At 33.9% G+C, this 25,811-nt stretch carries 20 protein-coding genes and 2 tRNA genes; 11 read left to right on the top strand and 11 right to left on the bottom strand.

From position 1 onward, the window contains the following. Positions 1-4: 4 nt before the first annotated feature. The 3 genes from ACNQGG_RS02750 to ACNQGG_RS02740 all read right to left on the bottom strand — a co-directional run bounded on the left by ACNQGG_RS02750 (position 5) and on the right by ACNQGG_RS02740 (position 5,533). Entirely contained in the window at positions 5-3,424 is a 3,420-nt protein-coding gene (locus tag ACNQGG_RS02750) for a SusC/RagA family TonB-linked outer membrane protein (protein ID WP_417961302.1), read from the bottom strand. A gap of 158 nt (positions 3,425-3,582) precedes the next feature. Then, complete coding sequence (locus ACNQGG_RS02745; protein ID WP_417961300.1) at positions 3,583-4,767, bottom strand: FecR family protein; 1,185 nt, start codon at positions 4,765-4,767, stop codon at positions 3,583-3,585. 199 nt (positions 4,768-4,966) lie between these two features. Continuing rightward, entirely contained in the window at positions 4,967-5,533 is a 567-nt protein-coding gene (locus tag ACNQGG_RS02740; protein ID WP_417961298.1) for an RNA polymerase sigma-70 factor, read from the bottom strand. A gap of 633 nt (positions 5,534-6,166) precedes the next feature. Between ACNQGG_RS02740 and ACNQGG_RS02735 the strand changes: the two genes are divergently transcribed. The 6 genes from ACNQGG_RS02735 (at position 6,167) to ACNQGG_RS02710 (ending at position 11,480) form a co-directional block, all read left to right on the top strand. After that, complete coding sequence (locus ACNQGG_RS02735; protein WP_417961296.1) at positions 6,167-6,841, top strand: response regulator transcription factor; 675 nt, start codon at positions 6,167-6,169, stop codon at positions 6,839-6,841. Between the two features lie 117 nt (positions 6,842-6,958). Then, positions 6,959-8,233, top strand: coding sequence for a HAMP domain-containing sensor histidine kinase (locus ACNQGG_RS02730; RefSeq protein ID WP_417961294.1), 1,275 nt, complete (start codon positions 6,959-6,961; stop codon positions 8,231-8,233). Between the two features lie 80 nt (positions 8,234-8,313). After that, entirely contained in the window at positions 8,314-9,039 is a 726-nt protein-coding gene (locus ACNQGG_RS02725; protein ID WP_417961292.1) for a hypothetical protein, read from the top strand. 32 nt (positions 9,040-9,071) lie between these two features. Continuing rightward, positions 9,072-10,022 (top strand): bestrophin family protein, encoded by a 951-nt coding sequence (locus ACNQGG_RS02720; RefSeq protein ID WP_417961290.1) that lies wholly within the window; start codon positions 9,072-9,074, stop codon positions 10,020-10,022. A gap of 205 nt (positions 10,023-10,227) precedes the next feature. Beyond that, a complete protein-coding gene (fabD, locus tag ACNQGG_RS02715) occupies positions 10,228-11,103 on the top strand; it encodes an ACP S-malonyltransferase (protein ID WP_417961288.1) in 876 nt (291 codons plus the stop codon). Positions 11,104-11,228: 125 nt separating this feature from the next. Beyond that, positions 11,229-11,480 (top strand): hypothetical protein, encoded by a 252-nt coding sequence (locus ACNQGG_RS02710; RefSeq protein ID WP_417961286.1) that lies wholly within the window; start codon positions 11,229-11,231, stop codon positions 11,478-11,480. Between the two features lie 74 nt (positions 11,481-11,554). On the opposite strand, the gene galE is transcribed toward ACNQGG_RS02710, so the two are convergent. From galE to ACNQGG_RS02695, 3 genes are all read right to left on the bottom strand, one after another. Then, positions 11,555-12,568 (bottom strand): UDP-glucose 4-epimerase GalE, encoded by a 1,014-nt coding sequence (galE, locus tag ACNQGG_RS02705; RefSeq protein WP_417961284.1) that lies wholly within the window; start codon positions 12,566-12,568, stop codon positions 11,555-11,557. A 3-nt stretch (positions 12,569-12,571) separates the two neighbouring features. After that, complete coding sequence (locus ACNQGG_RS02700; RefSeq protein WP_417961282.1) at positions 12,572-13,030, bottom strand: nuclear transport factor 2 family protein; 459 nt, start codon at positions 13,028-13,030, stop codon at positions 12,572-12,574. Between the two features lie 93 nt (positions 13,031-13,123). Next, complete coding sequence (locus ACNQGG_RS02695; RefSeq protein WP_417961280.1) at positions 13,124-14,254, bottom strand: DegT/DnrJ/EryC1/StrS family aminotransferase; 1,131 nt, start codon at positions 14,252-14,254, stop codon at positions 13,124-13,126. A gap of 229 nt (positions 14,255-14,483) precedes the next feature. On the opposite strand from ACNQGG_RS02695, the gene ACNQGG_RS02690 reads away from it, so the two are divergent. Both ACNQGG_RS02690 and ACNQGG_RS02685 read left to right on the top strand, forming a co-directional pair. Continuing rightward, complete coding sequence (locus ACNQGG_RS02690; RefSeq protein ID WP_417961565.1) at positions 14,484-15,710, top strand: 3-deoxy-D-manno-octulosonic acid transferase; 1,227 nt, start codon at positions 14,484-14,486, stop codon at positions 15,708-15,710. Positions 15,711-16,036: 326 nt separating this feature from the next. Then, on the top strand, positions 16,037-16,261 hold the full coding sequence (locus tag ACNQGG_RS02685) for a PG1828 family lipoprotein (protein ID WP_417961278.1): 225 nt from the start codon (positions 16,037-16,039) through the stop codon (positions 16,259-16,261). A 159-nt stretch (positions 16,262-16,420) separates the two neighbouring features. Here ACNQGG_RS02685 and ACNQGG_RS02680 read toward each other — a convergent pair whose 3' ends face one another. The 5 genes from ACNQGG_RS02680 to mutS form a co-directional block, all read right to left on the bottom strand. Beyond that, positions 16,421-16,768 carry a DUF1508 domain-containing protein gene (locus tag ACNQGG_RS02680; RefSeq protein WP_417961276.1) on the bottom strand — a complete coding sequence of 116 codons (348 nt, stop codon included), beginning with the start codon at positions 16,766-16,768 and terminating at the stop codon, positions 16,421-16,423. Between the two features lie 221 nt (positions 16,769-16,989). Next, on the bottom strand, positions 16,990-17,271 hold the full coding sequence (locus tag ACNQGG_RS02675) for a GIY-YIG nuclease family protein (protein ID WP_417961274.1): 282 nt from the start codon (positions 17,269-17,271) through the stop codon (positions 16,990-16,992). A gap of 53 nt (positions 17,272-17,324) precedes the next feature. Beyond that, positions 17,325-17,410: transfer RNA gene (locus ACNQGG_RS02670), tRNA-Leu, on the bottom strand. Between the two features lie 12 nt (positions 17,411-17,422). Beyond that, positions 17,423-17,498, bottom strand: a tRNA-Gly gene (locus ACNQGG_RS02665). Between the two features lie 148 nt (positions 17,499-17,646). Then, the gene (mutS, locus tag ACNQGG_RS02660; protein ID WP_417961272.1) at positions 17,647-20,253 is read right to left on the bottom strand and encodes a DNA mismatch repair protein MutS; all 2,607 of its coding nucleotides are present in this window, start codon (positions 20,251-20,253) and stop codon (positions 17,647-17,649) included. A 160-nt stretch (positions 20,254-20,413) separates the two neighbouring features. On the opposite strand from mutS, the gene ACNQGG_RS02655 reads away from it, so the two are divergent. The 3 genes from ACNQGG_RS02655 (at position 20,414) to ACNQGG_RS02645 (ending at position 25,811) form a co-directional block, all read left to right on the top strand. Beyond that, complete coding sequence (locus ACNQGG_RS02655) at positions 20,414-20,869, top strand: DUF1573 domain-containing protein (protein ID WP_417961270.1); 456 nt, start codon at positions 20,414-20,416, stop codon at positions 20,867-20,869. A gap of 78 nt (positions 20,870-20,947) precedes the next feature. Then, positions 20,948-21,484, top strand: a complete 537-nt coding sequence (locus tag ACNQGG_RS02650) for an RNA methyltransferase (protein WP_417961268.1) — start codon at positions 20,948-20,950, stop codon at positions 21,482-21,484. 91 nt (positions 21,485-21,575) lie between these two features. Beyond that, positions 21,576-25,811 carry a T9SS type B sorting domain-containing protein gene (locus tag ACNQGG_RS02645; protein WP_417961266.1) on the top strand — a complete coding sequence of 1,412 codons (4,236 nt, stop codon included), beginning with the start codon at positions 21,576-21,578 and terminating at the stop codon, positions 25,809-25,811.

The following is a 25,811-nucleotide window of genomic DNA, read 5'->3' as shown; positions in this document are numbered from 1 at the left end:
ATTTTTAAAAACTAATATTTAGTCCAGCGGTGGCGGTAAAAGGATTTGGATAAGCACCATAATCAAAGCCTACCAATACACCGGATTGATAGGTACTACCTTCTGGATCAAAACCTAAATAATCAGAGAATACATGTACATTTTCCATATTTAGATATAACTTTATGTTACTTACCTTCATTTTTTCAACTAATTTTTTAGGCAAATTATACCCCATACGAATATTTTGGATACGAACGAATGATCCATCTTCAACCCAATAACTTGACCCAAAATCACGAACAGTAGTTGGTAACATACGAGGTTTTGGAATCATTCCATTGCCAGGATCTGCATCGGATTTCCAGTAATTGTTTACAACAGAATACATGTTACGGTTCCCTCCACCTACACCTGATTTCAGATATCGGGCATTATGGTTAAGAATTTCTCCACCTTGCGAACCGCGCACCAAAACTGAAAGTTCAAATCCTGAGTAAGAAAAATTATTCGTCAATCCCCATTGAAAATCAGCTTGATTGTTCCCAATATAGGTACGATCATTAGAATCAATTTTACCATCATTATTAGCATCCTTTACCCTTGGATCACCCGCTTCACTGCCTGGCCATACTGGATAAGCTTTGCTATCCAACTCCGCTTTTGACATGATTACACCTTCGACAACATAACCATAATACATACCTATCGGTTGTCCTACAGCGGTGCGAGATGTCATACTACTAACATTAATATCTATTGGAGCATCGTTTACACCCAGTTTTAACACCTTGTTTCGGTTGGCGAAAATATTAAAGTCAGTAGTCCATTTGAATTCACTGTCGATATTGTGTGTGCTAAGATTTAATTCAATCCCTCTGTTTTCTAGCTCTCCAATATTCGTCAAAGTAGAAGAGAAACCTGAAAGAATTGGAATAGGTACATTAAGTAACAAATCTTTCGTTTTTGAATAATAGATATCCCCAGTAAATTTCACACGTCCATTAAAAACACTCAAATCAACCCCAAAGTTGGTCTGACCCGTTTTTTCCCATTTCAAATTTTTATCTGCAAAGTTTGATGTATAAATCCCTTGGTTTAAGGTACCTGAACTTACATATGGGCTATACCCTAATACCCCAATCGATCCGTAGTTTGGAATCTGATTGTTACCCGTTGCTCCATAGCTCAACCTAACTTTCATATTCGTTAACCAAGAAACATCCTTTAGGTATGATTCTTCAGAGATACGCCAAGCAAGCGATCCTGATGGAAAATACCCCCATCTGTTATTCGATCCAAAACGAGAAGAACCATCAGCTCTAACTGCTGCAGATGCCAGATATTTGCCTTTGTAAGAATAATTGGCACGGGACAAATAGGAAACTAATGACCACTCTTCTGAAAAAGTGTTACCTGCATTCACAACGCCTGCATTCAAGGTATGTACTAAATCATTCGAAAAATTACCCGCTGTCATACTACTCATATCTGTACTTTGTTCTTGTGCAGAATAACCAGCCAATAAATTTAAATTATGATTCTGATTAAATGTCTTATTATAAGTCAGTGTAGTTTCCGAAATCCAGTTATTCGATTGCAGCGTTTTGAAGTCGGCTTGAGCTGGCACCCATCCAGAGTATCCCCAGTTCTGACCTGCATTCCAGTAGAAATTATGAACTGTATTCTCAATATTAGAACTTGCAGAAGTTTTTAAAGTTAAATCTTTAATAATATCCCATTCAAGATAAGAAGTTATCGTAGATATATTCGTTATTTTTTTAGTAATTGCTTCCCTGGTTAATGCATAAGGATGCCAAAGCTGGAAACCATATTTAGAAAATGTATTCCAAATTGAAGTAGGATCTTTAAAACCCAGACTTCCTGTTTCAACATAAAGCGGAAAAAACGGATCACTTTGCAAAGCCAAACTTACCACGTCACTTTTTCCACCTGTACCGTATGGCGCTTCTTTTGCACGGCTAAGGCCAATGTTCATTCCCATACGAACTTTATCATTAAACTTATGCTTGATATTTGACCTTAGATTAATTCGTTCGTAAGTGTTGTTATCAACAACACCTTCTGAATCAAGATAACCCATTGACACCATGAATTGTGTCTTCTCGTTACCACCGGAAGCCGACAATTGAAAATTACGGTTTTTAGCAGTTCTAAATGCAACATCCTGCCAATCCGTTCCATTTCCGATACGGGCAATCCAAGCGGGATCCGAAAATTCTACAGGAACAGTTACATTAATTCCTCTTGTGGCCGATGGATTTGCGGCAACAATTGTCGCCCATGAATTATTTCTAGCCGCCGAGTTGAAGGCAATAAATTCTGAGGCATTCATCATATCAGTCTTACGGTTGACATGTGAAAAACCAGATTCAAAAGTCGCGTCAATTTTGGTTTTACCTGCCTTCCCTTGCTTGGTGGTGATGATAACAACACCATTTGCCCCCCTAGAACCATAAATGGCTGCAGAAGATGCGTCTTTCAATATATCAATCGACTCAATATCATTAGGGTTAATAAAATTCAGTGGATTTCGATTAAAACTCAAATTACTCCCTGTGGTTATTCCTGTATCTGTTGAATTTGTTGAACTATCTTCCAACGGGATTCCATCAATAACATAAAGCGGGCTAGTACCTGCATTTATGGAAGAAGCACCACGTACTTTTATTGTAGGAGCAATACCAGGAGCACCTTGAGACTGTGTAATTTGTACACCAGTTGCCTGTCCTGCAAGTGACTGAAGCACATTACTATTTGACCTCCCTTGTAGTTTTTCTGCGCCAACAGAAACCACAGATCCAGTCAAGTCTTTTTTCTTGATAGAACCGTAACCAACTACCACTACTTCATCTAGCGTAGCGGAGTCTTCTTCTAATTTAATCAAAAGATTAACTTGACCATTTAACAAAATTTCTTTTGTTTTAAAACCAATATAAGAAACCACCAATATTGCTTTTTCGCTATTTATCTTTATTGAAAAATTCCCATCAAAATCGCTTTGGATTCCATTTGTGGTTCCTTTTTCAATAATATTAACTCCTGGTATAGGTTGTCCAGATTCATCAGTGATTTTTCCGCTTATTATTTTCTGCTGTACTTTGTTAGGAACCATTACAGTCTTTTCTTTAATTAAGATGGTATTATCTTTCGTTAGCTCAAAATTTAGATTATTACTGGAAAGACATTGTCCTAATAATTTAGATACTGTGATTATACCTTTTTTTAATTCAACATTCGGAATGTCTTTAAAAACTTTTCTAGGATAAACAAAATTTAAATCAGTCTGTTGTTTTATAATTTTAAATACCTGATAAATTGTTGCTGATTGATCCTTTTCAATAATTACATTCACTTGTGCATATGTGTTGTGTACATTGAGACAAAAAACATTTGTACACCATAAAAAGATAAATGCTCTCATAACAGTTTTAATTAGCCGCTCTCTAGCGGGAATAAAGACATTAAGTACTTTAATAATTTTCATATTTTTTTGGTTGGTTGGTTATACAATAGGTTAATAGATTAAAATGGTGTGATGAAGTAAGCGTCACAGAGGAATGCATGCTTCCTTGCCGGTTTTTATTCCAGAACTACTTCTTTATCTTTTATTTCATAGTTTTTTATAATTTTAAAATATTTAATACTTCTCAAAATTTCATCTAAGGTTTGGGTTTTCCTTAGAACGCCATCAAAAATTTCGTTTTCAATTTCTTTATTTTTGAATATAAAATTAAAATCATACCAACGAGACAATACTTTCATCATATCCTTAAGTGTTATTTTTTCGAAACTAAAAACCCCTTCTTTCCATGATATGTCATTATAAACATCTACATTTTTTACAAATGAATTGCTTGTTGTAATGTTTAAATTTAATTGTTGATTTGGCATTAATCTTTGTTTTCTGTTTTCAATATTTACATCCACCTTCCCCTTCACTAATGTTGTATAGGTATTAGCTTCATCCTTATAAGCCTTGATATTAAATTCTGTACCAATAACATCTACTTCCTGTTGATTACTAAACACTTTGAAATGAGCCCCTTTATGTTTTGTACTAGGTGACACATCAAAATAGGCTTCTCCATAAACTAATTCTACTTGTCTGGTTTGTCCTTCAATAAAAGCTACTGGAAATTTTAATTTAGTTTCAGAATTTAACCATACTTGGGTACCATCAGATAATTTAATAAAGAATTTACCTCCTCTAGGGATTGTCAAATAATTATAAACTACTTCACCTGTATTTCTTTCTTTAGCTTCATAAATAATTTCCTCCCCATTACTTTTGGCATTTTGTGTTTTCAATGAAGTCCCATTTACTAAAGCTATTTGCGATCCGTTCCCTAGGGTAAGTGTCGCTTTATCAGTACCTGGTTCCAGGGCATTTACATCTTGCTGGACTATTACTGGAATAGCCTGAACTGGCTTGTTGAAAATAACATCCTTAAAAAAATAAGCGGTAGTTAAAATCCCTACGAAAACAGCGGCAGCTGTATAGTTCATAAAATGAGATTTCCTTTTTAACGATGTCTTTTGTTGTTTTTGAGGAATCGCTAGTATTTTGTTCCGAATGCGAATAGCATCAAGGGCCGTCATCATTGGCTTTTCGTCTAAAATTGCCAACACTTCTGCTACGCTTGGTAGTCCATTTGATTCAGTCAAGCCTTGAATATACTGTACAACTTCATCGACTTCCTCTTGAGAGCATTGATTCAGAATGAACTTTTTTAGTAATTTTTTGATATGGGTATCGTGTTGCATAATATACTTTCTTATATATAATACAGATGAGAAAAGGAAAAGTACTATTGACTATTATTATTTTTTTCGAAAAAAAATAATAAAACAGAAAAAATAATAAAACAGAAAAAATAATAAAACAGAAAAAATAATAAAACAGAAAAAATAAAAAGAAATAAAAAGAAAAGAAGAAAAAAAAACGATAATAATCAACGAATCATTATTCCAGCCAACGGGAGGAAAGAAGGCTAATAAGAAGTGTAACATCTCCATGAGTTTCCAAAAAATTTCTAATATCTGCTAAGGTTTTGCTCATTTGACCTTTTACGGTACTTACAGAAATATTCAATTCCTTGCTTATTTCCTCGTAACTCATTTCTTTATTACGTGACATTTCAAAAATAATTCTACGCTTGGGAGACAATTGTTCAATAGCTTTATTCTTTATAATATCATAATCAGCTTCAGCAATGATGTCCTCAATTGGACTATATGACTTTTGACTTACGTAGAACACTTCTTTCTTAAGCTTATGGTTGTTTGCTAAGGTACTAATAAGATTAAATGTTAAGTTGCGTGTAATGGTAAACACATAGGACTTGAATGACAAATCAGTATTAAGTCTGTCTCTATGCAGCCAGATATTTAAGAATACATCTTGAACAATTTCTTCTGCAAGGACTTGATTTTTAAGCATACTTAAACTATACGCATAAACATCATTACAATAGGTATTAAAAAGTTCAGTGAAGGCTTTTTCATTACCCACCATAAGTGCTGTAACCAATAGTTTATTATTAATTGCTTTTGTTTCAGACATTGTGAATAGCTTCTATATACATATAAATTATTGATTTACTATAAAACAACTTGTTTTGCATCAAAATTCTCATTTAGAACCCTACTCAATACTAATATAGCAACTTGAATTACAATATTAATTAAATTAAACATATAAACAAACATACAATAGTAGAACTAACATAAAATCCTTTTTCATAATCTAAACTCGATTAATAATTTGGATTAAACCATTGTACAAAAAGCAAAATTTAGCATATTTAAGTTTATTGACAAATAGACACTTAAACCAACTTAACCTTATGATTTGTTTCGATAAGATTACTGATGTCTTTTTCTATTGTTGATGATTTATTCAAATTAAGAAAAAACACGTCCAACTTACTGTTGATGAAAAGCAACTTTTCTTGAGTAAAACCGAAACTCATCAGTACAATGAATTAACCATCCATTTTGTCGACCAAAAGTGAATCTAACAGAAACCATTTAATCTGATTTCTGAAAACTCAACTTAAAGCTTTCTGATAATTATAAGGTTTTGTTAATATTAGCACTGTAGCCCCATTTTGAAAAAAAACCAAAAGTTTAATCATTAGATTTGTAGAAATAGTAAATCTTAATGAAGTTATTAATAGTTGAAGACGAGCCCAATCTATCGTCAATTATACGTAAAGGGTTTTCAGAAAAAAATCATGATGTAAGTGTTGCACTTGATGGGACAACGGCATTAGAGTTACTTTCTAATCATGATTTTGATGTGGTACTATTAGATGTAATGTTACCCGATATTAATGGTATTGAAATTTGTAGGCGCTTGAGAGCTGCGAAAAATTTTGTTCCCATTTTATTATTAACCGCTTTAGGAAGTACTGAAAATATAATAAACGGATTGAATTCCGGCGCTGATGATTATTTAATAAAACCTTTTAAATTTTTAGAACTTGATGCTAGAGTCAATGCACTTTCCAGAAGAGCTGGTCAAGTCCAAAAACCGAATGAAAGTATCATTATTGCTGATCTTGAAATTAATTCGAGAACAAAATCGGTAACCAGAAATGGTGATATTATTCTATTAACAGCCAAAGAATTTAAACTTTTGCATTATCTGGCCATCAACTCTGAGACTATTTTATCCCGTGAACAGCTTTTAGATAATGTTTGGGATATTAATTTTGACATGAATACAAATGTAATTGATGTCTACATTAACTATTTGAGAAAAAAAATTGACAAACCATACGACACTAAACTAATTCATACCATGAAAGGCTTGGGTTATGTACTGAAACCATAAAAAATGCAGATTAAGAAAAAAATTACCTTTACCTATATTGCGCTTTCAACCCTTAGTACACTTCTGTTAAGTCTAGTAGTCTTCTTTTTGTTTAAACAAAATAACCAATATCACTTTTTGAAAAGATTACAAGATCGGGCTAAAATAGTGGCGTCGATTCATTATCAAAATGACCCTGTAAAAACCCGTTATTTCAAAGAATTCAAAGCAAATGGACTTGAAGAACTCATTGATGAACAAGATTTTGTTCTTAAAGTCAGTGGAAAAAACACATTTGAATACAATACCAATCTTGATTTACCGGCTGATTTTTATACAAAAGTGATGGCTAATGGTTCTAATTGGATTGAAAATAGCAATCGTTATTTTTACGCCCAGACTTTTACGGAATCCAATCAAAAATACATCGTAATTATCACTGCAATAGACCGAAGGGGAAATGTAAGCAGCATTTATATTATTCAAATTCTCTTTTTTGGAGGGTTGGCTTTTATACTATTAGCTTATTTTCTTGGCAGATTTCTGGCGAGAAGAGTCATAGATCCAGTAGCTCGAATTACATACGAAGTAAAAAGAATAAGCGCATCAAACCTACACAACAGACTTCCCGAAAGCAAAAGCACCGATGAAATTGCCGATTTAATAAAGACATTTAACAATATGCTGGATCGACTGGAAACCTCATTTGAAATTCAAGCTAATTTTATAAATAATGCTTCACATGAACTAAAAACACCAGTAACAACCATAATTGCCGAAGCAGAGATCATGCTCTTAAAAGAAAGAAGCGTTACGGAATATATTTCCTCTTTAGAAAATATTCACAGTCAGGCCTCAAGACTGGGAGATCTTACGGAAAGTCTTTTAAAACTGACACAAACCGGTTATGACGGAAAAAAACAATTATTAGATGTCGTGAGAATTGATGAACTTCTAATGGATGTAAAATCGGATATTGATAAAATCTATCCTAATAACAGAGTGAGGATAAAAATTAATAAAATCCCTAGTGATCCGAGTTTACTAGAAATCCCCTGTAACAGATCTTTATTGGAACTTTCATTGAATAATATTATAGCCAATGGTGTGAAATATTCCGATAACGAAACTGTTTTTGTTACTTTATCAGGAAACAATTCATCCATCAAAATTTCGATTACTGATATTGGAATTGGTATCCCCGCAGAAGACATCCCCCATCTTTACGAGCCTTTTTTCCGAGGCAAAAAAGCATCAAAATACAATGGCTATGGATTAGGACTTCCGCTTGCCATGAAAATAATCAGGATGCATAATGGAGAACTTAAAATACAATCTGAACCGGATCAAGGCACTATTGTAAACATTACGTTTAATACCGCCAACATTAGAGATTCTAATGTTAATTCTTAGAATATTCTAATGTTAATTTAAGATTGCTGTAAACTGGGTACTGTTATTTTGTATGTATAAATAAATCAAATTTAATACATATGAAAAATATTCTAATTCCTACGACATTACAAAGCGATACAATCAATGCAATTAAAACAGCCATAAAATCATCTAATGACGAGCAATGCCTGCTCATTTTGATGCTAATAGCTGACATTCCAGACACGTATTCATCTGCCAATTTATTAAGAAACATCAATCAGAATCTAAGCACTGCACAGGAAAATGTTTTACAAATGTGTAGAGAAATCATTTTGAAATCCAGCAATTGCAGCTTAAAAATTCACCATCAATACGGTATTTCTTCACCCCTTTTTAGAAATTTAATGGAGCATTTCGCTATTGAATTAACAATAATTACTCCTTCTTTTAAATCTTCTAAAAAGAAAATAAATATGTATTGTGTCCAAATCATTTCTAATAGCAAATGTCCCATTTTACACCTCAATACGAACTTTGAAGAAGAAGTATTTAGTCAGGCCTTGTATATTAGAAATTCAGATTCAATCCTTCAAGTAGAAGATTTACAAACCTATGTAAACACCCTTTTTTCTTTAAAAATCGTAAGTCAAACTAAAATAAATGACCAACAAAAAGCGAATGAAATAGAACCCTTTTTAACCGATACGATATCAAAAAACAACATAAATATTCTGATCGAAACACGAAAACCCAAGAAACTAAAACTCCTAAAAAAAGAAAAAACTGCTCTTAACGAGACATTAGGTTTACCCGTCCTTTCTTTATATGAAGAGGTTTATTAAAGATGATTGTTTAAAATTTTAATTCAAAATATATGTTACTAAAAAAGAAAATTCCCATGAAATATGTATTGGGAAAAATAAAAAATGAATTAGCATTAGTCATTTTCTTTTGCATTGCATTCGAAATTTTTCGCTATTTTTTCAAAACTGTATCTATCAATATTCCTATAGCAATCCCAACAATAATTGGCACAATTATTTCATTGCTACTGGCATTCAAATCCAATCAAGCTTATGACCGCTGGTGGGAAGCCCGAATAATCTGGGGTTCTATTGTTAACGATTCCCGAACACTATTGCGACAAATTATTGTTTTTTACAATGATCCCGATTTTTCAGTACAGGCAAACGATTTCAAAGAAAAATTTGCAAAAAGACAAGCTGCTTGGTGCTATAGCCTTGGACAAACACTGCGAGAAAAAGATGCAACAAAAACAATAAAGGATTTACTGGATGAAGATGATTTACGCTTTGTAAAAGGACACAAACATGTTCCTAATGCTATCTTAATGTTACACGCCAAAGATTTAAAAAAGGCACTTAGTCGCAATAAAATAAATGTTTACCAGCAAGTAGAAATTGACAATACATTAACGCGATTGTGTGATTCAATGGGGAAGTGTGAACGTATAAAAAACACTATTTTTCCAACAACATACAGTATGTACATCCGATTTGCGCTGTGTTTATTTATAATTCTCTTGCCATTTGGATTAATCAATACTATTGGCTGGCTTCAAATTCCATTAGTGACAACGATTGCTGCTGCTTTTTTCTTAATCGAAAAAATGGCAATTCATTTACAAGATCCATTTGAAAATAGACCAACTGACACCCCTGTAAATGCAATTTCAATTACAATTGAAAAAAATTTAATGCAAATGGTCAACGAATACAGAGATGAGTTTGACGAGGAAGTACATGCTTCTGAAGCAAAAGCACATCACATACAACCTTTAAATAATGCTTATTTTGTCCTTTAGCTTTTGGCTTTAGCCTAAATCCACTCCTTAATTTGAGTGGATTTTTTTTTGATTGAATCTTAATTATCTATAATAAGGGGTATACTTTCCAGTAACAAAACGAACCCAAACAGATAGTTTCAAATACCGTAAAAAATAGTATTTTTGCGTTCTGATTGAAACTAATTTTTCAATCTTTAAATTTTTAAATCTTTAAATTAGACAGATGAAAGCATACGTATTTCCGGGTCAGGGCGCACAATTTACAGGAATGGGCAAAGACTTATATGAAAACTCTCCATTAGCAAAGGAATTATTCGAGAAAGCCAATGAAATTTTAGGTTTCCGCATCACAGACATCATGTTTGAAGGAACCGCCGAAGAATTGAAAGAAACCAAAGTTACACAACCCGCAGTTTTTTTACATTCGGTGATTTTGGCAAAAACGCTGGGTGATGATTTCAAACCGGAAATGGTGGCGGGACATTCATTAGGTGAATTTTCAGCATTAGTGGCAAATGGCGCTTTATCTTTTGAAGACGGATTGCGATTGGTTTCACAACGTGCATTGGCTATGCAAAAAGCCTGCGAAATAAAACCTTCGACTATGGCTGCAGTTTTAGGATTGGCGGATACTATCGTGGAAGAAGTTTGTGCTTCTATTGATGGAATTGTGGTGGCTGCAAATTACAACTGTCCGGGACAATTAGTGATTTCTGGAGAAACATCGGCTGTAGAAAAAGCCTGCGAAGCAATGAAAGCTGCAGGGGCAAAACGTGCTTTGTTATTACCTGTTGGCGGTGCATTTCACTCACCAATGATGGAACCTGCAAGAGAAGAACTTGCTGCTGCTATTGAAGCAACCACGTTCTCAACTCCCATTTGTCCAGTATATCAAAATGTAACGGCAAGTGCTGTTTCAGATGCAAATGAAATTAAGAAAAACCTGATTATACAATTGACGGCTCCAGTAAAATGGACACAATCTGTACAACAAATGATTAAAGATGGAGCTACTTTGTTTACTGAAGTAGGACCCGGAAAAGTATTAGCAGGATTGATTGGAAAAATTGATAAAGAAGCGGTGACTGCGAATGCTTAAAAATAATGATCAGTGATCCGTTGTTGCCTATAAACAAAATCCTCATAAGCTTATGTTTGTGGGGATTTTGTTTATCTTTATGGGATGAGTTCACCAATTATTAATTTTTAAAATAAAAAAAAAAAATGAAAAAAATACTTTTAGGATTGGCAATAGTTGCAACTTTAATGACTTCTTGTAAAAAAGAAACAAAAGAAGAAGTAAAAGAGGCAACCGAAGCTGTTGGAAATGAAATGGATGAAGCAATAGATACGGCAGCTGTAAAAGTTGATGCTGCAGCTGATTCCACTAAGGTTAAAGCAGGGGAAGTTCTTGAAAAAGGGGCTGATAAAATGAATCAAGCGGCTGAAAAACTAAAAGAATCTGCTAAAAAATAATACAAAAAAAGCTGTCAATGCACTGCCCCCAAATAGTGTCTGCTTATTGGGGGCAAATGCAAAACACAGCTTTTTTATTTCCTGATTTTCTGTTCCCACTTCCAGGCACTTGCCATAGCTTCTTCTAAAGTGGATTGCGCTTTCCAACCTAAAATAGTATTCGCTTTATCAGTATTGGCATAAGCCTCTACAACATCACCTTCTCTACGGGCAACTATTTTGTAAGGTAATTTTTTACCGCTAACTTTTTCGAATGCATAAATGACTTCTAAAACGGAACTTCCAGTTCCCGTACCCAGATTGAAAGTCTCTACCTTAGCTGTATTTTTTTTATTTAACAATCTTTGTAAGGCAATAACGTGGGCTTTTGCCAAATCAACTACATGAATATAATCTCGAATACAAGTTCCATCAAGAGTTGTGTAATCACCACCATAAACGGATAGTTCATTTCTCAAACCCATTCCAGTTTGAGTAATAAATGGCACTAAATTTTGCGGTACTCCAATGGGTAATTCACCTATTTCAGCCGAGGGATGTGCTCCAATCGGGTTGAAATAACGCAATAAAATTGCATTAATATTGGTTACTTTGGCAGTGTCGTTGATAATTTCCTCCCCAATTTGTTTGGTATTCCCATAAGGAGATATTGCCGTTTGAATGGAAGCATCTTCAGTAATTGGCATTTTTTCAGCTTGACCATAAACGGTACAAGATGAACTAAAAATAAAACTAGCTTCTGGTTTTTGTTGCAATTCTTGAAGTAAGTAAACTAACGTATTAACATTATTTTCATAATACAACAATGGATTCCCAACACTTTCACCAACTGCTTTTGAAGCCGCAAAGTGTATCACCCCTGAAATATCGGGATGTCTTTTGAAAAAATCCTGTACTCTATCTTTGTCGCGCAAATCTAGCTTTTCGAAAGCAGGAACTTTTCCAGTAATATTCTGAATTCCGTCCAGTACTTTCAAAGAGGAATTTGAAAGATCATCGATAATGAGTACTTCAAAGCCCTGATTTTGTAATTCGACAACAGTGTGCGAACCGATAAAACCCAACCCTCCTGTTACTACTATTTTCATATTTTATTTTTTATCGCTTGGTGATGGTAATTTAAAAGCTTGTCTGGCAATTAACAACCATTTATTTTTTTGCTTGTGCCAAACAAGCATTATTCCAATTTTTATGTCCTTGTCAACTCCACTATCTCTGGTATGAGCTGCAAGAGTATGTCTTACTATAGCAACGTCGCCAACAACCCTAATGCTTTGATTTTGAAATTCGATTGTCACGAAATCAGACGCTCCACTAACAATATTCCCAATAAACACGGATTGATTTTCGAGATGCCCATCAGAATGTCCATAACTTAAAGCTGTAGATGTTACTGCTGTAAGATTATTTACATCCGCATCAATCATAGCTTGCCGCAAAGTTTCTACACGAGAAGCAACAGCTATTTCTTCTCTACTATTAGAGCTATTTTGGGCTAAACTTGAAAATTGAAATAAAACTACAGCAATGGTTGCAAAAAAACATTTCATTATGTAAAAGTTATTTTTTATTGGTCATAAGCGTATCGCTTTTTTATCTGTATTTGCATACGCAAACTTTTTGTTAGAGCGATTTCATATTATTTACTTAAAAAAATCTAAGACGCTATCGGTAATAAACTTGATTTGCTCATCATCCAGTTCAGTATGCATGGGCAAAGAAAGTACTTCTTTAACTAACTGATTGGTCACTGGAAAATCTTCTTCTTTATAACGCGAGTCCAAATAAGCTTTTTGAGAATGTAACGGAATTGGATAATAAATAGCACATGGAATACCTTTATCTAATAAATGTTGCATTAAACCATTCCTATCAGCATCAATAATACGTAACGTGTATTGATGAAAAACGTGGCAATCACAACTATCACAAATACTTGGCGCAATTATATTTTTATGCCCTTCAAAAGCAACAGAATATTTTCTCGCAGCATCTTGTCTTGCTTTGCTATATTCATCCAATAAAGGCAATTTAGCATTTAAAACTGCTGCCTGAATACTATCTAAACGAGAATTCACCCCCACTACATCATGATGATAACGTTCGTACATTCCGTGATTTACAATTCCACGAAGTTTGTGAGCCAATGCATCGTCATTAGTAAAAATCGCTCCACCGTCACCATAACAGCCTAGATTTTTTGAAGGAAAAAAAGAAGTTGCTCCTACATGTCCTATAGTCCCCGCTTTCTTTTTAGTCCCATCCGAAAATTTACAATTAGCTCCTATCGCTTGTGCATTATCTTCAATAACATATAAATTATGTTCTTTGGCAATAGCCATAATTGCTTCCATATTGGCAGCACGACCAAATAAATGCACGGGTACAATCGCTTTGGTTTTTGGCGTAATCGCTTTTTTAATTCCTTCGATAGAAATATTCATATTATACCTATCAACATCAACTAAAACAGGCGTTAATTGCAATAAAGCAATCACTTCCACTGTCGCTGCAAAAGTAAAATCGGCAGTAATAACCTCATCTCCAGGCTTTAAATCCAATCCCATCATAGCAATTTGCAAGGCATCAGTCCCATTTGCACAAGGAATTACATGCTTTACTGCTAAATAATCTTCCAAAGACTTTTGAAATTGATGAACTTGAGGTCCGTTGATATAAGTATTTGTGTCTAAAACTTCCTGAATAGAGGTATTTACAACGGCTGCAATTTTATCATATTGACTTTTTAGGTCAACCATTTGGATTTTTTTCATTGAAATTTTTGTTTAAAGTTCGAAAGTTTAGCGTTTCTGCAAACAACTGAGACTTTCTTAAAACGAAGAACAAAAATAGTTATTTAATGAGTTTAAACCAATGAAACCCAAATTAAAAAATAATCTTCCAATGAAATAAAAAAGTGGGTTCCTGATACCCAAAATTTAAATATTTCTTTCAGAAGAAATTAATATAAAGAAAACGTATTTTAGCCCCAAAATTTCAATGATGCTTTTTCTCTATAATCTTATTGTTCGGATTGCCGGGTTTTTATTAAAAATCGTAGCTTTCTTCATTCCAAAAATCAAACTTTTTATTGAAGGTCGGAAACTAGTTTTCCTTACTTTGGAACAAAAAATAAAACCTTCTGACAAAACAATTTGGTTTCACGCCGCCTCATTAGGTGAATACGAACAAGGCTTACCTGTAATTGAAAAGATCAAAGAAAAATTCCCTCAACATAAAATTGTAGTTACCTTTTTTTCGCCATCAGGTTATGAAGTACGTAAAAACAATACCGTTGCTGATGTCACGGTTTATTTGCCTTTAGACACTAAAAAAAATGCGAAGGAATTTTTAAAACTTGTTCATCCAGATTTAGTGTTTTTCATCAAATATGAATATTGGCTGAATTATTTAAACGAACTTAAAAAGCTAAACACTCCAACTTATTTGATTTCAGGGATTTTAAGAGAGACTCAAATGTTTTTTAAATGGTACGGCGGGTTTTACAGAAAAGCATTAGACACCTTCACTTATTTTTTTGTGCAAAATGAAAACTCGAAAAAATTATTGCTCCAATTAGGCAAAACCAATACAGCCGTTTCCGGAGACACCCGTTTTGACAGGGTTGCCGCAATTTTAGAAAAAGACAATACTTTGGATTTCATCGCCAATTTTAAAAATAATACCTTAACTATTGTGATTGGCAGTTCTTGGCCAAAAGATGAAAATTTATTAGTCGATTTTATAAAATCGAATAACTACAATGTTAAATTTATAATTGCGCCACATAACATAAAAAACGAACAGATTCTGCAGCTAAAAAACAGCATTACTAAAAAAACGATTCTTTATTCTGAAAAAGAAAATGCGGCTCTTGCTGAATATGATGTTTTAATCATTAATACCATTGGCATTCTGACCAAAATATACAGTTATGCTGATATTGCTTATGTTGGTGGTGGCTTTGGAAACCCTGGTGTGCATAACATCCTTGAACCTGCCACCTTTGGTATTCCAATAGTAATAGGGCCAAACTATTCCCATTTTGCCGAAGCAACAGCTTTAGTGAATATGGAAGGCTGCGTTTCTGTTTCCAATAAAAAAGAACTGAATGCTGCTTTCACAAACTTAATCCTAAACGAGATAGAACGACAGGAAAGAGGACATATTTGCAGCACTTTTGTGCAAATGAATAAAGGTGCTACAAATGTAATTATGAAAACTATTTAAATTTTTAGAATATCTTGACAATAAGTTCACCCAAAGATTTTCTTTTTTTGTACAAACAATCCATTTTTAAGGAAACGCTTCATACCTTTCTGCAGGAAGCATTGATAATCAACGAAATTGAATTATAAAAAATTTGTAAGAGTAGCATTCCTTAAATTAGTTATACTATATTTTACCCTTTAAGTCTTTTGGCATAATAGTTGTTAAAAATGAGGATATTGGTAAAAAGCATTATTTTTTAAAAAAAAAATAAAAAAATATTTTACATATTAAAAAATTTATATCTTTGCCACGAATTAATAATTAACCTTTTATAATAAAGTAAGATGAAAAAAGTATTTTTAAGTTTAGCTGTTGTTGCTGTTTTAACTGTTGTATCATGTAAAAAAGCTGACGCTCCTGCTGAAGACGCTGCTGCTGTAGTTGATTCTGCTGCTGCTGTTGTTGACTCTGCTGCTGCTGTAGTTGATTCTGCTGCTGTTGTTGTTGACTCTGCTGCTGCTGCTGCTACTGAAGCTGCTGCAACTGCTACTGAAGCTGCAAAAAAATAATTAGAACTCAAATTCTAAAAATTTTAAAGCCATCCGCCTAGCGAGATGGCTTTTTTAATTATTATCATTAATGTGTTTCCAAAGAAACCCAAATAAATAGTAAAAAAAGAGAGCATTGGTAAAGTTACCAATGCTCTCTTTTTTTTATAAATATAAATCTTAATCTAAAAAAACAAAATCATTCTCTGAGAAATCTAATATTTCTGACTGTGAACCGTAGCGTACAATTTCATCAATTCCTTTTTGAAGACGCAACGAAGTGGTATATTTTCTACTTGTTGCAAAATGATTGCCTTTCAACATCAATTTGAAGAAATACTTACCACTAGAGGATTTAAACTTTAAAAAATCAGCAGAAGTAATATCTTCTTTAAACTTTTCAATTTCTTCTTCACACTCAAACTTAAGTTCATAGCTTAAACTCGTAAAAATAATTTTTCCCTTTCTAGAAGTGAAAACAAATTTATACGCATCATTATTTCTTTTACTAATCACAAAAGCCCCCATAACATACTTTTAAACACACCTAATTACCAAAACCGAAGAATCGTTCAACAAATACACTTTCTCACTCTAGTGGCATTAAAATCACTGTAAGTAAAGCTCTCTTTAGGTCAACATCCTAAAATTAAATGGATTTGTTATAAAATAAAAAAAAGCTCCAAACATAGTTTGAAGCTTTTTTAGTACTCAGAGCGGCTCCGAAGCTTCGGAGTTGAACCCGTACATTATATTTTATTTTGAATATCTAATAAGATACTTGGATCAACCATCACTTTCTCCAAAAAAACTCTAGATTTCATTCTCTTCAAAAACTTCTCTAATCCATAAGCCTTCTCACTCGATTCACACTCAAAACTTAAACTCAATTCCCAAGGAATTCCTTTTGCAGTAAACGCTTCGTTATAAAATACTGAATTATGCTCATCCAATCTTTTTTTAACATCATCCGTAGTTCCTACGTAGTATCTGTCTAATTTTTCAGAATAAATTATATAAATAAAATACATTTAAAAAATTATTTAATAAAAAAAGCTCCAAACATAGTTTGAAGCTTTTTTAGTACTCAGAGCGGGACTTGAACCCGCACGAACATTGCTGTTCACTGGATTTTAAGTCCAGCGTGTCTACCAATTTCACCATCCGAGCATTATGTGGTGTTGGAGCGAAAAACGGGGCTCGAACCCGCGACCTCGACCTTGGCAAGGTCGCGCTCTACCAACTGAGCTATTTTCGCATTTTCAATTCTTAGAAAGAACCGCGATACTTGTTCTGTATTGCGGATGCAAATTTAGGACATTTATTGAATTAAACAAGCCTTTTAGATAAAAAAATAACAGATAAAAGTTAACTTTCTGATAACGTAAACTTTAAAACAAAATAAATTATTTTCTGGTCAACATTCTTTTAATTTCATTAAGTTTCATCAACGCTTCCATAGGCGTAATGGTATTTATATCTAAACTTATAATCTCTGCTTTGATTTCCTCTAATAAAGGATCGTCCAGATTAAAGAAACTCATTTGCATTTCGTCTTTTGCAGCTTTAATTCCGTTCAGCGCATCGCTTGAATGATTCTTTTCTAATTTTTTTAAAAGCTTCTGTGCTTTCAAAATAACGATTTGAGGCATTCCAGCCATTTTAGCCACATGTATTCCAAAACTATGCGCACTTCCTCCTTTTACTAATTTCCGAATAAAAAGCACGGTATCTTTCAATTCTTTGACAGCAACATTATAATTCTGAATCCTAGGCAGAGATTCACTCATTTCATTCAACTCGTGATAATGCGTTGCAAACAATGTTTTAGGCTTTGAAGGATGCTCATGTAAGAACTCTGCAATTGCCCAAGCAATAGAAATACCGTCATAGGTACTCGTTCCTCTCCCTATTTCATCCAACAGCACTAGGCTTCTATCTGAAATATTGTTCAAGATAGAGGCTGTTTCATTCATTTCAACCATAAAAGTAGATTCCCCCATCGAAATATTATCACTTGCCCCTACTCTGGTGAATATTTTATCCACAATTCCCATTCTCACGCTGTCCGCAGGAACAAAACTCCCCATTTGAGACAAAAGCACGATTAAAGCCGTTTGACGCAAAATAGCCGACTTTCCTGACATATTGGGACCTGTAATCATGATCAATTGCTGCATTTCTCTATCCAAGAAAACATCATTGGCAATATAAGGCATCCCTACCGGCAATTGTTTTTCGATAACGGGATGTCTTCCGTTTTTGATTTCCAGTTCGAATGTTTCGTCAAGTTCAGGACAAACATATTTATTTTCAATAGCCAATTGAGTAAAAGAACACAAACAATCCAATTGCGCTACCAGATTAGCATTCATCTGAACCGGTTTGATATAAGTGGCAATCCAACTCACCATTTGCTCAAATAACTCTACTTCTATCTTATGAATTTTTTCTTCGGCACCAAGTATTTTAGTTTCGTATTCTTTTAATTCCTCCGTAATATAGCGCTCCGCATTCACTAAAGTTTGCTTTCTAATCCATTCAACAGGAACTTTGTCCTTGTGTAAGTTTCTAACTTCGATATAATATCCAAAAACATTATTAAAGGAAATTTTCAATGAGGAGATTCCCGTCAATTGCGACTCTCGTTTTTCTATTCCTTCCAGAAATTCTTTCCCAGAAGTTGATATCGCCCGTAAATCATCTAATTCCGCATTGATTCCTTTAGCAATAGCATTTCCTTTGGCTATAGCCACAGGAGCATCTTGATTTAAAACAGTTTTAATTTTTTCTCGCAATAATTCGCAGCTGTGCAAACTGTCCCCAATTACTTTTACTGCTTCTTGCGGACTTTCTAATGCCAAGGTTTTTATTGGAATAATAGCGTCTAATGATTCCTTTAAATAAACCACTTCGCGAGGCGAAACTTTTCCGGCAGCAATTTTCGAAATCAAACGTTCCAGATCTGAGATTTGCTTAATTTGATTCTGAATATTTTTTAGAACATCTTGATTTTCTTTTAAATACGAGACAACCTGATGGCGGCTTTTTATTTTATTACTGTCTTTCAAAGGAAGCGCTAACCATCTTTTTAACAGCCGTCCACCCATTGGCGAAAGCGTTTTATCAATCACATCGAGAAGCGTCACCGCGTTAGGATTATAACTATGATACAATTCCAGATTTCGAATTGTAAATCGGTCCATCCAGACATAAGCATCTTCAGCGATACGCTGAATTGCTGTTATGTGTTGTACTCTATTATGTTGCGTTTCGGACAAATAATATAAAATTGCTCCCGAAGCAATAGTTCCTTCTTTCAGTTCTTCGATTCCAAATCCTTTCAAAGAAACAGTTTGAAAATGTTTGGTTAAGGTTTCGAATGCATAATCTTCTTTATAAATCCAATCTTCCAAGTAAAAACTATGGTAATCATCTCCGAAAATTTCTCGGAAGTCATTTTTATTATTTTTTGGAATTAAAACTTCGCTAGGATTGAAATTCTGCAATAACTTATCGATATATTCCGCATTTCCCTGTGCTGTAAGGAACTCCCCTGTAGAAACATCCAGAAATGAAATTCCTATTGATTTATTAGCAAAGAAAACAGAGGCTAAAAAATTATTCGTTTTAGATTGTAAAACCTCATCATTCATAGAAACACCAGGAGTCACAAGTTCAGTAACACCCCGTTTCACAATAGTTTTGGTCATTTTTGGATCCTCAAGCTGATCGCAAATAGCCACACGGAGTCCCGCTTTGACTAATTTTGGTAAATAGGTATTTATGGAATGATGCGGAAAACCTGCCAATGCAGTCTCCGTTTCTGAACCTGCCCCTCTTTTGGTTAATGTTATTCCGAGGATTCTTGAAGCACGAACGGCATCCTCTCCAAAAGTTTCATAAAAATCCCCTACTCTAAACAATAAACACGCATCCGGATATTTCCTTTTGATCTCATTATACTGCTTCATTAAAGGCGTTTCTTTAACTATTTTCTCTTTAGATGCCAAGTTATTTTATATTTAAAAAATGAAAAAAAATGTGTCAGCGAATTTAAATATTTTAATGCGAATAAGTAACACTTCAAAAAATTAATTTTTTTAAGGAAAAATTAGGCTAATGGCATGATTTTTTCTTTAAATTTGTTTAACTAATTAAAAAAATAAGAAAATGAAAAAAATAGTTACACTAGTGTTATTATTAGTATTAGGCGTTACAGCTTCTAATGCACAAGAAACATCAAAGGTTACAAAAAAAATAAAAGCTACAACTGCTAAAGTTTCAACTCCAAAAGTAGATGGCGCAGGAATGGTCTTTGTAACTGAAGTTATTGATTATGGAACAATTGCTCACAATGCAGATGGTAAACGTGAATTTGTTTTTACTAACAACGGTAACAAACCATTAATTATCACAAATACTCAAGGTTCATGCGGATGTACAGTTCCTACTACTCCAAAAGAGCCAATTGCTCCAGGAGCAAAAGGTATTATTGGTGTTAAATATGCTACTGACAGAGTTGGTGCATTTACAAAAACTGTAACTGTAACTTCAAATGCTGCAGGACAACCAACTAAAGTACTTACTATAAAAGGAACTGTTTTAGGAGATGATGCAAAAAGCTAAATTCTAAATTAATTTATAATAAAAAAAGCTTCCATAACTTCGCGGAAGCTTTTTTTATTGAAATAAACCCAAAAAAATATGAGAAAACTGGAAAACAGCGAACTCGAAAGAAAATCTATTGAAGCATTTAAACAATCTGAAAAAACACCTCTTATTTTAGTTTTGGACGACATTAGAAGTTTGCACAATATTGGTTCTGTATTTAGAACGGCGGATGCCTTTTTGATAGAAAAAATATATTTATGCGGTATTACTGCAACACCTCCAAACAAAGAAATTCATAAAACTGCACTTGGCGCTACCGAAACTGTGACTTGGGAACATAACGAAAGCGTTATTGAAGTTATTGAAAAATTAAAAGAAGAAAACATTACTACACTCGCTATTGAACAAGTTGAAAGTGCTATTTTTCTTCAAGATTTTGAAGTTAAAAAAAACAAAAAATACGCTTTAGTTTTTGGAAACGAAGTTTATGGTGTTTCTCAGGAAGCTGTGGCATTATGCGATGGATGTATCGAAATCCCACAATTAGGAACAAAACATTCTTTAAATATTTCGGTAAGTGCAGGGATTGTAGTTTGGGATTTATTCAAAAAAATGAGTTATAATTTGTAGATTTGTTAAAACATTTGTTTTATGCAAAACTACTCAATTAGCAGATTTATCGTACAATTTAACTGATTATTTTTTTGCGAATTAATTTGCTATGAAAAAACTATTCTTTCTTGTTTTACTATTTTCTAATTTTTTTGGGTATGCTCAATATACTGCAATACCAGATGTAAATTTTGAAAAAGCTTTGATAAACAAAGGTTTTGATGACATTATTGACAAGCGAGTGCTTACAGCAAATATTAGTACCATAAGCGCCATAAGTGTTCACGATTTGAATATTTTTGATTTAACTGGCATACAAGATTTCGTAAGTTTAACATATCTTTCTTGTGGTGGTAATCCCTTTACTTCATTAGACATTTCTAAGAATACTTTTTTAACAGAATTTGGATGTATAGGTAGCCTACTAACAACTATTGATTTTTCTAAAAACATTTCATTAACTAAAATATCCATTTATAACAGCAAATTAAAAGATATAGATATTTCCAAAAACATTGATTTACAAATTTTGCTTTGTAACAATAACAATTTGGCTATAGCCAACCTAAAAAACAGAAATAACACAAAACTTACCACCTTAGATTTAACACAAAACAAAAATTTAATTTGTATAGAAGTAGATAATAAAGCGTATTCCAACACTAATTGGTCTTCCAAAAAAGACCCTTCCGCCAGTTATTCTGAAAACTGCAGCAAAATAGCATCTAATGTCGCCCCAATAATTTCGGCAACCAATAATCTTAATCCAATATACTGCCCTCAAACCAATATAAAAATTGCAACTGATGTTATAATAACTGATCCTGATGACACCAGCACTGATGCCATTTACATTCAAATTTCATCAGGTTATATAACCGGACAAGATATACTTACTTTAACAGGCTCTTATCCTAATATCATATCCAATTGGATTCCTGCGGAAGGAAAACTAATATTATCCAGTTCAACAACTAGTTTAGTTCCCTACAGTGATTTTGAAACTGCAATAAAAAATGTTGAGTTTTATAATTCATCTCTTTCACCATCAGGAATTAGAAACTTTTCTATCAGTTTAGGCACAGGACAAGCGAATTATTTACCGAGAAATGGTCATTTCTATGAATATGTAGCCAATTTAGCCATCATGTGGTCAGCGGCAAAAGCATTGGCAGAAACAAAAACATACTATGGCCTAAAGGGCTATTTAGCCACAATTACTGCCGCAGATGAGGCACAATTAGCAGGAAAGCAAGCCCCAGGCGCGGGTTGGATTGGAGGTAGCGATGCTGAAACAGAAGGAGTCTGGAAATGGGTTACCGGACCAGAGAGCGGTACCGTATTTTGGAACGGAGTGGCCAATGGCTCTACCCCAAATTTTGCTTTTTGGAATGCCCCAAATGAACCTAATAATTCAGGCAACGAAGATTATGCCCACATTACAGCCCCCGGTGTTGGAATTGCTGGCTCTTGGAATGATTTACCTGATGCAGGTAGACCAAGTGGTAATTATCAACCCAAAGGTTATATTGTAGAATATGGCGGAATGCCAGGAGACCTTCCTATTGAAATCTCAACAAGTACTACAATTACAATCGCAAAAATTACAGCCACAACACCAAGTCCCATTTGTGCTTCAGCGACATGTACACTTCAAGCAGGGGCAACAACCGGAGAAATCAACTGGTATGATACTGCAACAAATGGAGTTTCTATTGGGACTGGCAATAGTTTTACGACTCCTCCACTGTATACGACCACAACCTATTATATTGATAACGGCTGTACTCCGAGAACTCCAATTATAGTAACTGTAAATCCATTGCCTATTGCAAATCCGGTAATAATTCCTAGACAATGTGATGACAATCAAGATGGAATATTCACTTTTACTACTGCTACTCTTGAATCTACTTTATTAGGAAATCAAACAAACATAACCGTTACTTATTTTGACCAAAACAATAATCCGCTAAAAGATTCAAACGGAAATTTGATAACCAGTCCGTTTCCTGTTAACTTCACAACAACATCGCAAACGATAAAAGCCGTTGCAAAAAATGCGCTATTCTGTTCTAACGAAACAAATATTCCATTAATAGTTGATGATTTACCCGAAGCTTTTGCCGTTCCAACATCCTTAACCACAACTTGTGATGACGAAACAAACCCATTAAATCAAGATGGTAAATTTGCTTTTAACACGGCTACATTCGAAACTTCAATTCTAAAAGGGCAAACCGGAATGACAGTTAAATATTTTGATAAAAATGGAAATTCATTATCAAGTCCGCTCCCAAATCCATTTGTAACTGCAACTCAAAATGTTTTAGTAACAGTTACAAATACCGCAAACACAAGGTGCACCACAACTGCAACTTTGAATTTTGTTGTAAATCCTTTGCCAATTGTCTATGATGTAACAATTATTCAATGCGATACTGATTTAATTTCTGATGGGAAAACTCTTTTTAATTTGACAGTAAATAACAATCTAATTTCCGCAAATTATACCAATGAAAACTTTACCTATTATACTTCACAATCAGGAGCTAATAACGGCCTTACAACCGATTTAATTTCAAATGATTTGACTTTCGAAAACACAACGCCATCAACAATGAATGTTTGGGTGAGAGTTGCCAATAAAATTAGCGGTTGTTATAGCGTTTCCAAATTAACATTAAAAGTTCCAGCTACTAATCTTCTTTCTTCCTATAAAATCACAGTTCCTCCTGTTTGTGATGATTTTTTAGACGCTATTAACAATAATAGAGACGGAATTGCAACTTTTGATTTCTCTTGGACGAAAGCCACAATACAAACTCAACTCCCCATAAATCAAGTTTACACTATAAACTATTACAGAAACCAAGCTGATGCCTTAGCCGAAATCAATGTAATTGCAGATATTTCAAATTACAGAAATATTGGTTATCGCGATTCTCAAGATATTTGGATACGGGTTGAAAGTAGTCTAAATAACGCTTGCGTTGGTTTAGGGCCTTACATTACTTTAAAAGTCGAAGCTTTACCTATTGCTAATTCAGTTATAATCCCAAGACAATGTGATGACAATCAAGATGGAATATTCACTTTTGATACCACTACCCTTGAATCGAAATTATTAAAAGGACAAATGCTTACTGATGTTATTGTTACTTATTTTGACCAAAACAATAATCCGTTACCAAGTCCGTTTCCGAATACTTTCACAACTGCTTCGCAAACTATAAAAGCCGTTATAACTAATAAAACAACTTCAAAATGTTATGATCAAACAAGCATTCCATTTATTGTAGACATTTCACCAAAATCATTTGCAGTCTCTTCTGCCTTAACTACAGCTTGTGATGATGAAGCAGATCCTTTGATTCAAGACGGAAAATTTGCATTCGACACTTCAACATTCGAAGCCACTATTCTAGGAGGACAAACTGGAATGACAGTGACATATTCTTCACAAAACGGAACTGTACTTTCAAATTTTTCACCCACTTTTATAACAGGAACTCAAAATATTACAGCAACAGTAATAAATCCACTGAATACCTCTTGTACTGCCACCATAACTTTAAACTTTGTTGTTAATCCAATTCCGAAAATTAACTTGAATACCAATGGTGGTGAAAATGAATTGGTTTGTTCTAATCTTCCAAGCTTTTTTGTAACACTTGCTGCTGGAATTCAAGACGGATCTCCAACAAGTAATTATACCTACATTTGGTCAAAAGACGAAACTATTTTGATTGGCAAAATAGCCCCAACGCTATCAGTAAACGCTGAAGGAAATTATGCTGTAGAAGTAACAAATAGTTCAGGTTGCAATACAATTCGAACCATAAAAGTTACCGCTTCGAATTTGGCACATATCGAAAGCATTGATATTATAGATTTGACCGATATAAATACAGTTACCCTAAACGTAACAGGAAAAGGAAAATATGAATATAGTTTAGACGAACCTAGTGGATTTTGGCAAGACTCCAATTTCTTTGATAAAGTACCCGCAGGAATTCACGAAGTTTTTATCAATGACAAAAATGGCTGCGGCGTAGTTAGCAAAACTATTGCCGTTATAGGTGCACCAAAATTCTTTACGCCAAACAATGACGGTTATAATGATTATTGGAGTGTAAAAGGAGTGAATGAAACTTTCAATTCAAAATCAATAATCTACATTTTTGATCGTTACGGAAAACTCATCAAACAATGGGTTCCAAATTTAAACCAAGGTTGGGATGGTACTTTCAATGGTATTCCTGCACCAGCAGATGATTATTGGTTTACCTTAAAATTAGAAGATGGCAGAGAAGCAAAAGATCATTTTTCGTTAAAAAGGTAA

Origin of the sequence: Flavobacterium esculini (assembly GCF_048284325.1) — a bacterium.
Classification (GTDB): Bacteria; Bacteroidota; Bacteroidia; order Flavobacteriales; family Flavobacteriaceae; genus Flavobacterium.
Note: the sequence above shows the minus strand (reverse complement) of the source record. Positions and strands in the feature narration are given on the sequence as shown.